Source organism: Neisseria sp. (assembly GCF_041804105.1).
Taxonomy (GTDB): Bacteria; Pseudomonadota; Gammaproteobacteria; order Burkholderiales; family Neisseriaceae; genus Neisseria.
In genome coordinates, this window is sequence record NZ_JBHCJY010000074.1 from 1 (window position 1) to 9,369 (window position 9,369).

11 protein-coding genes are annotated in these 9,369 nt (G+C 55.7%); 2 read left to right on the forward strand and 9 right to left on the reverse strand.

Annotated features, from left to right (window positions below; all coding sequences use genetic code 11):
* Positions 1-305: 305 nt before the first annotated feature.
* Genes ACEYDX_RS07145 through ACEYDX_RS07160 form a run of 4 tightly spaced genes read right to left on the reverse strand, consistent with a single transcriptional unit; the run spans position 306 to position 2,190 of the window.
* On the reverse strand, positions 306-995 hold the full coding sequence (locus ACEYDX_RS07145; RefSeq protein ID WP_373741334.1) for a tol-pal system YbgF family protein: 690 nt from the start codon (positions 993-995) through the stop codon (positions 306-308).
* A 57-nt stretch (positions 996-1,052) separates the two neighbouring features.
* Positions 1,053-1,721 (reverse strand): class I SAM-dependent methyltransferase, encoded by a 669-nt coding sequence (locus ACEYDX_RS07150; RefSeq protein ID WP_373741335.1) that lies wholly within the window; start codon positions 1,719-1,721, stop codon positions 1,053-1,055.
* A gap of 59 nt (positions 1,722-1,780) precedes the next feature.
* Complete coding sequence (locus ACEYDX_RS07155) at positions 1,781-1,966, reverse strand: DUF3460 family protein (protein WP_373741336.1); 186 nt, start codon at positions 1,964-1,966, stop codon at positions 1,781-1,783.
* Positions 1,967-1,971: 5 nt separating this feature from the next.
* Positions 1,972-2,190, reverse strand: a complete 219-nt coding sequence (locus ACEYDX_RS07160; protein WP_373741337.1) for a hypothetical protein — start codon at positions 2,188-2,190, stop codon at positions 1,972-1,974.
* Between the two features lie 105 nt (positions 2,191-2,295).
* Here ACEYDX_RS07160 and ACEYDX_RS07165 point away from each other — a divergent pair, with 105 nt between their 5' ends.
* Both ACEYDX_RS07165 and ACEYDX_RS07170 read left to right on the forward strand, forming a co-directional pair.
* Positions 2,296-3,624, forward strand: a complete 1,329-nt coding sequence (locus ACEYDX_RS07165; RefSeq protein ID WP_373741338.1) for a polynucleotide adenylyltransferase PcnB — start codon at positions 2,296-2,298, stop codon at positions 3,622-3,624.
* A 297-nt stretch (positions 3,625-3,921) separates the two neighbouring features.
* Positions 3,922-4,176: a DUF1289 domain-containing protein gene (locus ACEYDX_RS07170; RefSeq protein ID WP_373741339.1), complete on the forward strand. Its 255-nt coding sequence runs from the start codon at positions 3,922-3,924 to the stop codon at positions 4,174-4,176.
* Between the two features lie 294 nt (positions 4,177-4,470).
* On the opposite strand, the gene htpX is transcribed toward ACEYDX_RS07170, so the two are convergent.
* The 5 genes from htpX to ilvE all read right to left on the reverse strand — a co-directional run.
* Positions 4,471-5,304: a protease HtpX gene (gene htpX / locus ACEYDX_RS07175; protein WP_373741340.1), complete on the reverse strand. Its 834-nt coding sequence runs from the start codon at positions 5,302-5,304 to the stop codon at positions 4,471-4,473.
* Positions 5,305-5,825: 521 nt separating this feature from the next.
* Complete coding sequence (gene sucD / locus ACEYDX_RS07180; protein WP_373741341.1) at positions 5,826-6,716, reverse strand: succinate--CoA ligase subunit alpha; 891 nt, start codon at positions 6,714-6,716, stop codon at positions 5,826-5,828.
* Positions 6,713-7,888: an ADP-forming succinate--CoA ligase subunit beta gene (sucC, locus tag ACEYDX_RS07185; RefSeq protein ID WP_373741342.1), complete on the reverse strand. Its 1,176-nt coding sequence runs from the start codon at positions 7,886-7,888 to the stop codon at positions 6,713-6,715. Before sucC ends, sucD begins: the two co-directional genes overlap by 4 nt.
* 394 nt (positions 7,889-8,282) lie before the next feature.
* The gene (locus ACEYDX_RS07190) at positions 8,283-8,570 is read right to left on the reverse strand and encodes a hypothetical protein (protein WP_373741343.1); all 288 of its coding nucleotides are present in this window, start codon (positions 8,568-8,570) and stop codon (positions 8,283-8,285) included.
* A gap of 107 nt (positions 8,571-8,677) precedes the next feature.
* Positions 8,678-9,369 (reverse strand): branched-chain-amino-acid transaminase (ilvE, locus tag ACEYDX_RS07195; RefSeq protein WP_373741344.1); only part of this gene is annotated, 692 nt, incomplete at its 5' end.

Here is a 9,369-nt window from a genome sequence, read left to right on the forward strand (position 1 = left end):
GATGCCTACTTCTATCATGCGGGAATCCTTCCGGGAAATTGGGGGGAATATCAAGACCGTCTGAAAATTAGGGGCTACGGTATCTGATGCTGTTTTACTGATCAGTATGGTTTGCCTGCTTGGGAAAAACATGCGGATTTTTTTCCATTTTCGGAAGATATTGTTTCTTTCAACCTATAATTTGTTGATAAATAATATCGTGAGTATGTTGGGATAGATCCGAGAAGGTTTTCAAACGAAAGTTCCTATACGGATTTAGTTTGGCTATTTGGAAGTTTAACCAATATCTCTGACTCTTCTGTATTTTACCGCTGTTTGATTTGAACGGCTGCGCGTTTGGCGGCAGGACTGTCGGGATACGTCTGCATCAGTTTTCTCCATGTATCGCGAGCAATGTCTTTCTGCTGCATCTTGTATTGGCATTGACCTACGGAAAACAGGGCTTCTGAGGCTTCGGGGGTGCCGCGGAAGCGGTTGGCATAACGGCTGCCTGTGTTGATGGCGGATTCGCAGCGGCCGAGTTTCATCTGGCTTTGCAGCAGAAGATACATATTGCGGCGTGCGGATTCGCTGCCGCTGCCGCCGTCTGCGTTTTTTAGGGCTGCTGCTGCTGCTGCATAGTTGCCGTTGCGGTAATGTTTTTGTGCGGTCTGATAGGCATTATCGTCGCCAGAGATGGTTGCGATTGCAGGTTCGGCCGGATTCGCAGCAGCATTCTTGCGGTAATGCTGTTGCAACTTGGCATCTGATAAACGGATAGCTGTGCGCGGTGCTGCTGTGCGGCCTTTGGTACGTTCCAGCTGGCGGATACGGGTTTGCAGGGTTTCTACCTGTTGTTCGAGTCTGGCAACTTGGATGCCGAGGCGGTTAATCTGTTGCTGTGCGTTTTCTTCGGGATAAGGTATGCCGTCTGAAGTGCCGGAGGATTTGCCTGCCGATGCGCAGGCATTGAGTAGAGAGACGGAAATCAGAAGCGGTATGATTTTGCTGTTCATGGTGTGTGGTATGTGTGGAGCGGGGTTTGCGGGTAGGGCCGTCTGAAAAACGGGCGGCTATTTTTTTAACAACAGCGTCAGGCCGTCGCCGACGGGCAGGGTTATGGGGGTAATGCGTGTGTCTCGGGGCAGGCTGCGGTTGAATTCGCGCAAGATGTTCAAACTTGGCGGACTACCGTTTTCAGACGGCTTCATTACCCGGCCGCCCAAGAGGATGTTATCGATGGCGATAATGCCGCCGCTGCGTACAAGTTGTAGGCAGCGTTCGTAATATTGCGGTGTGGGTGGTTTGTCGGCATCGATGAGTGCGATGTCGTAACTGCCGTCTTCACCGCTGGAAATCAGGTGGTCAAGCGTAATCAGGGCGGGTTGGAGATACAGCGTAATGTTGTGTGCTACGCCGGCTGCCTGCCACGTTTCGCGGGCGGTATCGGTGTGGGTAACGCTGATGTCGCAGGCGGTAATTTCGGCATCAATCCCCATGGCCAGAGCCATGGCGGTGCTGCTGTAACCGGTAAACACGCCGATTTCGAGATAGCGTTTCGCGCCAGTTAAACGTGCCAGCCAAGTGAGCAGTGCGGCCTGTTCGCGGGCGATGGCCATTTTGCCCAAGCGGTGTGTGGCGGTGCGCTGCCTTAATTCGGTGAGAACGGGGTGTTCGGGTTCGCCGATGCTGTTAAGATAGGCTTGCAGCGCGGGATCGGTATGGCGGGTTTCGACGGTCATGGTTTTGGGGCTTCAGACGGCATCGGTTGCCTGTGGTTCAAGGCCGTCTGAAAAGCCGTTTAATCCGGTTGGTAGGCATAGGGTTTTTTCGGCAGTTTGGCCGCTTCGTAACCGGCTTCGGCTTCGGCATCGAGCTGTACGTCCCACAGCAGGCCGCGGTTTTTCAGACGCTGCTGGGTTTCTTCAGGATGTTCTTCGATGTATTTGTTGAGAAACTGCGTGGTTTCGGATTGGTAGTCGTACATGGTTTTTATGCTCGGCAGAGAGTGTAATTATTGGCGGCATTATAGCCGATTTTCGGTCGTTGCGAGGGTTGGAAATCCTTTGCAAATACATCGGTTTGGCATGGTTCGGGCAAAATGCGGAACAGAGGGGCGGCGTGTCGGGCGGCCTGCTGCCGTTTCAGGTATAATGCGGTCTGTTTGACGGAAATGCCGAAAGATGTTTCCCGAAAGCGTTGTCTCCACATACATGCCGTCTGAAACCTTTGCAGAGCTGCCCTCAAAAGGCCGTTGTGCAAAGGTTTTACGCAAACCGCTGCGTTTCAGACGGCCTTTGCAAGGTTATCCGAACAATGTTGAAAAAATGGCTGCACAAAGTTCTGCCAGGCAAACACGGCAGGGGCGTGCGCAAACAGATTATCCCTTATGCCGAGCACCGCATCGGTGCAGACATGATTAGTTTCGCCGCCGAAAAAGTGGTGCGCCGTCTGCACAACGAAGGTTTCCAGGCTTATGTTGTCGGCGGTGCGGTGCGCGACCTGCTGATCGGCTTGGAGCCGAAAGATTACGACGTGGCGACCGATGCCACGCCCGAACAGGTGCGCAAGATTTTCCGCCGCAGCCGCATCATCGGCCGCCGCTTCCAGATTGTGCACGTTATGGTCGGCCCGGAAACCATTGAAGTAACCACTTTCCGCGGCGGCGGCAACGTTCAGCAGAACGAGCACGGCCGCATCATGAAAGACAATACCTACGGCAGCATCGAGCAGGATGCGGAACGCCGCGATTTTACCTGCAACGCGCTCTATTACGACCCGATACGGCAGGAAATTCTCGACTTCCATCACGGAACGGCTGATATCCGTGCCAAAAAACTCGTGATGATAGGCAATCCCGCGGCGCGTTATCAGGAGGATCCGGTGCGCATTCTCCGCGCCGTGCGTTTGTCGGGCAAACTGGGTTTCGAAGTCGAAAAAGATACCGCTGCGCCCATTGCCGCTTATGCAGGCCGTCTGAAACAGGAACCTGTTGCCCGCCTTTTTGACGAAATCATGAAAGTGCTGTTTTCGGGCTATGCCGTCCAATGCCTGCAACAGTTCCGCAAGCTCGGGCTGCCCGAAGGCATCCATCCGCTGCTGGACGCGTTGTTGAAAGAGAGCAGCGGCGGCATTGCGGCGAAGGCGCTTGAAAATACCGACCGCCGTTTGCGTGCCGACAAATCGGTATCCGTCGGGTTCGTATTGGCTGCCGTGCTTTGGCCGCAGTTCGAGAGCCGTTGGCAGCGGAAAATTTCAGACGGCATGAAGCCTGCCGCGGCGATGAATGCCGCCATCAACGATTTTCGCGACGACATTGAAAAAGGCTGGGGCGTTCCTCAGCGTTTCTCGGCCACGATGCGCGAAATCTGGCAGTTTCAGCCGTCGTTCGAGCACCGCCGCGGTGCAAGGCCGCACCGTTTGCTGGCCCAAAGCCGTTTCCGCGCCGCTTACGATTTTCTCGTTTTGCGCAGCGAAACGGGCAGCGCAGATGCAGAGCTGGCAAAATGGTGGACGGCGTTCCAACACGCAGGTGAGGAAGAGCGCAACGGGATGACCGCCTCCGCACCGCAAAATCCCGAAGGCAGCGGCAAACGCCGCCGCCGGCCGAAGAAGAAAAAATTGGTTGTGGTCATCGGAGAGTGATACAAAGGCCGTCTGAAAAATGTTTTTCAAGACGGCCTGTATTTTTAACGGCATACGGATAACGGATTTTCAGACGGCCTGCGGGTTGCATCGTTATCGCCGTTATCGGTTGTTATGCCCTGGCAGGTGCGGATATATACGGATTTCTGTCTGTTGGGCAACGGCAGGTCGGCTTGAGAGGTTCGAAAAAAGTGGAGAAAACAATGAACCGCAAACACGGCAAACTTTGTCCGCAACATTGATAAAGCCGCGTATTTCAAGCACAATCGGGGCTGTTTTCCAGTTTCCCGATAAACTATGCAGCAGCCCGACTTTTTCGACATTCCCAGCCCCTGCATCGGCGTGTGCGAAGCCAATGCCAAAGGCTACTGCAAAGGCTGCCTGCGCAGCCGCGAAGAACGGCTTTACTGGCTGAATATGAACGACAGCCAAAAGCACGAAGTCATGCGGCTGCTGGCCATGCGGCGCAAAAAACTGCAAACCGCCGCGCTGGAAAAAAGTTTTGCGGGAATGGAAACGGAACTGCCGGAACAGTTTGATTTTCGATTTTAGCGTTTTGGCACAGATTGTGTTTGTACAATGGATTGGTTGGAGACCAGTCATTCCTGCGCAGGCAGGAAGCCGGTTTTGATCCTTATTTAAAAAAAGATACCGGATTTCAAATATGGGTCCCGCCTGCGCGGGAATGACGGAAGTCGGAGAAATCGGTTTTGCCGGTTTCTAATCAACACAATATTCAGACAACACAATATCCAAACACAGCCCAAAAATTCAGGCCGTCTGAAAATATTTTCAGACGGCCTGTTTGTATGGCGGGCTTTATCGGAAACAGCCGTTCGGCAGGTTTCAAAGACCTTTCAAGCGGGCGATGCGGTTGTCGAGCGACGGGTGCGTGCTGAGCAGGGAATCGCGTTCGTTGCCGCCGATACCCATCGCGTCCATCTGCTTGGGCAGACCGCCGGAACCGTTTTTCAGGCGTTGCAGGGCGGCAATCATTTTCGGCGCACCCACGAGTTTCGCCGCGCCTGCGTCGGCACGGTATTCGCGCTGGCGGCTGAACCACATCACGATAAAGCTCGCCAAGAAGCCGAACAGTACCTGCAATACCATGCTGACGAGAAAATACACGCCGCTCGAACTTTCGCCGTCGCGCCCCTGCGCCACAACGCCGGCAACAAGGCGGGCAAAGTAAATCACAAAGGTGTTGACCACACCCTGAATCAGCGTCAGCGTAACCATGTCGCCGTTGCCGATGTGGGCCATTTCGTGCGCGAGCACGGCTTCGACTTCGTCGCGCGTCATGCCTTTGAGCAGGCCGGTGCTCACGGCGACGAGCGAACTGTTTTTGGTGGCGCCGGTGGCAAAGGCGTTCAGTTCGGGAGAATGGTAGATGGCGACTTCGGGCGTTTTCAGATTCCACTGTTTGGCTTGTGCGGCCACGGTTTCGAGCAGCCAGGCTTCGGCTTCGTTGTGCGGCTGGGTAATGACTTCTGCGCCGACCGATTGTTTGGCCAGCATTTTCGACATCAGCAGCGAGACAATCGAACCGCTGAAACCGATGACCGCAGCGGTGGCGAGTGCGCTGCCGGAATGTCCGTCGAGGCCGAACAGCGCAAGAATGACGCGCACGACGGCCAAAACGGCAATGTTGGTGATGATGAACAGAAAAATGCGTTTCACCGGGAAATCCTTTTTTGAATAGTGGGTTGTGTTTGCTGGAATAATGCCATTGTCGCAAAAATGCGTATTAAGGCGGATACGGGCTTTGTAAAGGGTGTGAAAAAAACAAGTAATCACTCTATTGCGGTGCGCCGGCGGGGTTGCTCGGACAAACGTTATTTAGGGGCGGAAAGGCGGTTTGTCAACGGGGCGGGGTTTGGGAAACGAAGGCCGTCTGAAACCGTTGCGGTCAGGGCCGATCAACTTTCAAAGTGATGGGCTGTTGGCAACCGTTATGCCCGCGCAGGCGAATCCATCGTTAATATTCGCAACCGAATGAATCTAAAAAATTTCTTAAACTCCAAGCCGGAGTTCCGTCTGAGCGGGAATAACGGCTGCGCGCGGGGCTGTGCAAACCAACGTTCCGTGCAACCCCGGCTGAAAAGTCAAAGCCGCCATCAAAAACATTTAAGGCCGTCTGAAAACATGTTCAGGCGGCCTGTTTACTTCACGGTCTATGCGCAAGGATTATGTTTTTTCAATCAGGCCAGCCCTTTGCTTTTTAAGACTTCCAGCATGGTGCTGCCCAATTCGGCGGGGCTGCGGGTATAGGCGATGCCTGCGCGCTCGAATGCTGCGAACTTTTCTTCCGCCGTGCCTTTCCCGCCCGAGATAATCGCACCGGCATGCCCCATGCGTTTGCCTTTGGGGGCGGTAACGCCGGCAATATAGCCGACCACGGGTTTGCCGACTTCGGACTGGATAAATTCGGCCGCTTCTTCTTCCGCCGTGCCGCCGATTTCGCCAATCATAATCACGGCGTCGGTTTCGGGGTCGGCTTGGAAGAGTTTGAGCGCGTCGATTTGGGTCATGCCCGGAATCGGGTCGCCGCCGAGACCGATGCAGGTGGATTGTCCCAAGCCCAGTGCCGTGGTTTGGGCGACGGCTTCGTAAGTGAGCGTGCCGGAACGGGAAATGACGCCGATACGGCCTTTGCGGTGGATGTGGCCGGGCATGATGCCGATTTTGCATTCGTCGGGCGTGATGATGCCAGGGCAGTTGGGGCCGATGATGCGGGTGTGGCAGCCGCCGGTTTCGAGATAACGGCGTACTTTGAGCATGTCGAGCGTGGGCACGCCTTCGGTAATCACGACCACCAGCCCGATGCCTGCGTCGGCGGCTTCGATAACCGAATCGAGTACGAACGGCGCGGGCACATACACCACGCTGGCATCGGCGCCGGTTTCGCGCACGGCTTCTTTGACGGTATTGAACACGGGACGGCCGAGATGCTGCATGCCGCCTTTGCCCGGCGTTACGCCGCCGACAATCTGCGTGCCGTAGGCGATGGCCTGTTCGGAATGGAACGTGCCGTTTTTGCCGGTAAAGCCCTGCACCAGCACTTTGGTGTTTTTGTCGATTAAGATGCTCATTGCTCCGTTCCTTTGACTGCCGCCACGATTTTCTGCGCCGCATCCGCCAAACCTTGGGCGGAAACCAGCTGCAAACCCGACCGTTCGAGAATCTGCGCGCCTTCTTCGGCTTTATTGCCTTCCAAACGCACCACCACCGGCACGTTCACGCTCATTTCTTTTACCGCCGCCACAATCGCTTCGGCAATCATGTCGCAGCGCACGATACCGCCGAAAATATTGATTAAGATGCCTTTTACCGAAGTGTCGGTCAGAATCAGTTTGAAGGCTTCGGTAACGCGCTCCGTGGTGGCGCTGCCGCCCACATCGAGAAAATTCGCGGGCGAGCCGCCGTAGAGTTTGATGATGTCCATCGTCGCCATCGCCAGCCCCGCACCGTTGACCATGCAGCCGATGTCACCGTCGAGCGCGACATAGCTCAGGCCCAGCGCGGAAGCGGCCGTTTCGCGGGGATGTTCCTGCGCGGTATCGCGCAATGCGAGAATGTCGGGATGGCGGAACAGCGCATTGCCGTCCAAACCGATTTTACTGTCGAGACACATCAGACGGCCGTCTGAAAGCAGCGCCAGCGGGTTGACTTCGAGCAGCGAAAAATCGTTTTCGGTAAATGCGTGGTAGGCCGCCAGCAGCAGTTTGACAAAACCGCCCGTCTGCTCCCCCGCCAAGCCGAGCTTGAACGCCAGTTCCCGCGCATGGCAGGGCATCAGGCCGATGAGCGGGTCAACCGTGATTTTGAACAGTTTTTCCGGCATTTCCGCCGCCACTTTTTCGATTTCCATCCCGCCTTCGGTGGATGCCATCACCGCCACACGGCGGCGTTTGCGGTCGATAACCATGCCCAGATACAGTTCGCGCGCCAGCGGATAAACGTTTTCGCTGACCATCACGCAATCGACGGGCTGGCCGTGCGCATCGGTTTGATACGTTACCAAACGGCTGCCCAGCATGGCTTCCGCCGCGGTCTGCGCTTCGTTGAGGCTGCCGACGGTTTTCACGCCGCCCGCTTTGCCGCGCCCGCCCGCGTGTATTTGCGCTTTGACCACCGCCGGCGTGCCGCCGAGCCTGTCGAACGCCTGCGCCGCTTCCGCGCCGCTGCGCGCCACGATAAAGCGTTCTACCGGCAGGCCGTATTGCGCCAGCAGCGTCTTTGCCTGATATTCGTGCAGATTCATGGATCTTTGTCCTTGTGTTTGTGAAGCAGAAATGGAAAACCGTTTTTCAGACGGCCTTGGGGGATGCGGTGGTTTGAAAAGGCCGTCTGAAAAAACGACTTGAGATATTTATAGTGTATTTATATTTGGCTGTGTGCGGATAGGGTGTTGGCGGCACACAGATAAGCCGGATTTCTCCGATTGCCGTCATTCCCGATCCGGCGGGAATCTATTTTCAGCTTTAAGAAACTGCTTTCATTCGGTTGTGAATGTTCGCGATGGATTCCCGCCTGCGCGGGAAGGACGGGCATTTGCGACCGTACAAAATCAATATTCTGCGCCAACCGGCGCTATGCAAACATTGTCCCAAACCTTGCCTGATGTTTTTTACGGAAACCGTTTACAGCGCAACGCCTTAAGATTTGAATGGCAGCCAAATCCTTGCCAATCCGTACATCAGCGCGCCGCCGCCGCCGAGCAGCGCAAACAGCAGGCCTTTTTTGCGTGCGTTCGGGCAAAACCAGTACAGCGCGAGCGTGAAGCTGAAAAACAGCGCGGCCACGACCCACACCAGTTGGCGGTCTTTAAAGCGGTTGAGCGTGTGGCTTTCCGTCATGACCGTGTACATCTGCCACAACGCCGCCGCGCACATACTCAAAATGCCCGCAGGCAGGAAAATCAGGCCGAGAAGCTGTTTACTCATGGGAATGTCGTCTGAAAAAATATAAAACCCGTATGTAGCGGGTAAGTCATGGGTATATTTTACCGCAAAGACCGTCTGAAAAAACGTTTTTCAGACGGCCTTTCCAATCAGCACACTTCCACGAGCCAGCCGTATTTGTCTTCGGCCAAACCGTATTGGATGTCGGTAACGGCTTTGCGGATGGCGTTGCCGCGTTCGGTGCTCTGCACGGCGATTTCCTGCCCGCCGATAACGAACGAGGTAACGGGCGAAATCACCGCTGCGGTGCCGGTGAGAATGGCTTCCGCGCCGTTTTCCACCGCTGCTTTCAGTTCGGCCACGGTAAAGTTGCGCTCGCTGACGGTGTAGCCCATGTCTTTGGCGACGGTAAGCACGGAATCGCGGGTAACGCCATGCAGGAACTCGGCGGTCAGCGGTTTGGTGATGATTTCATTGCCGTTAATCAGCGCGAAGTTGGCGGCGGCGGTTTCCTGAACGTCGCCGTTGGGGCAGAACAGCACTTGGTGCGCGCCATGCTCGGCTTTGGCCTTCAACACCCAGGGTAGGGCGGATGCGTAGTTGCCGCCGCATTTCACGCGGCCCATGTGTGGGGCGCAGCGCATGTTTTCGGTTTCGACCAGCAGTTTCATCGGCGAACCGGCTTTGAAATAGTCGCCGACGGGCGATGCGAGGATGTACAGCAGCGTGCCGTCGGACGGCGTGGCGGCCTTGCCGATGACGGGGTCTGTGCCGATGAGAGTAGGGCGCAGATAGAGAGAGGCGGGCGCGTCGGGGATTTCGTCGGCGGCTCGTTTCACGA

What these genes read in the sequence shown, in the direction of transcription:
- ACEYDX_RS07145 (WP_373741334.1), bottom strand. Translation starts at nt 995, where the DNA reads ATGAACAGCAAAATCATACCGCTTCTGATTTCCGTCTCTCTACTCAAT.
- ACEYDX_RS07150 (WP_373741335.1), bottom strand. Translation starts at nt 1,721, where the DNA reads ATGACCGTCGAAACCCGCCATACCGATCCCGCGCTGCAAGCCTATCTT.
- ACEYDX_RS07155 (WP_373741336.1), bottom strand. Translation starts at nt 1,966, where the DNA reads ATGTACGACTACCAATCCGAAACCACGCAGTTTCTCAACAAATACATC.
- ACEYDX_RS07160 (WP_373741337.1), bottom strand. Translation starts at nt 2,190, where the DNA reads ATGTGGAGACAACGCTTTCGGGAAACATCTTTCGGCATTTCCGTCAAA.
- ACEYDX_RS07165 (WP_373741338.1), top strand. Translation starts at nt 2,296, where the DNA reads ATGTTGAAAAAATGGCTGCACAAAGTTCTGCCAGGCAAACACGGCAGG.
- ACEYDX_RS07170 (WP_373741339.1), top strand. Translation starts at nt 3,922, where the DNA reads ATGCAGCAGCCCGACTTTTTCGACATTCCCAGCCCCTGCATCGGCGTG.
- sucD (WP_373741341.1), bottom strand. Translation starts at nt 6,716, where the DNA reads ATGAGCATCTTAATCGACAAAAACACCAAAGTGCTGGTGCAGGGCTTT.
- sucC (WP_373741342.1), bottom strand. Translation starts at nt 7,888, where the DNA reads ATGAATCTGCACGAATATCAGGCAAAGACGCTGCTGGCGCAATACGGC.
- ACEYDX_RS07190 (WP_373741343.1), bottom strand. Translation starts at nt 8,570, where the DNA reads ATGAGTAAACAGCTTCTCGGCCTGATTTTCCTGCCTGCGGGCATTTTG.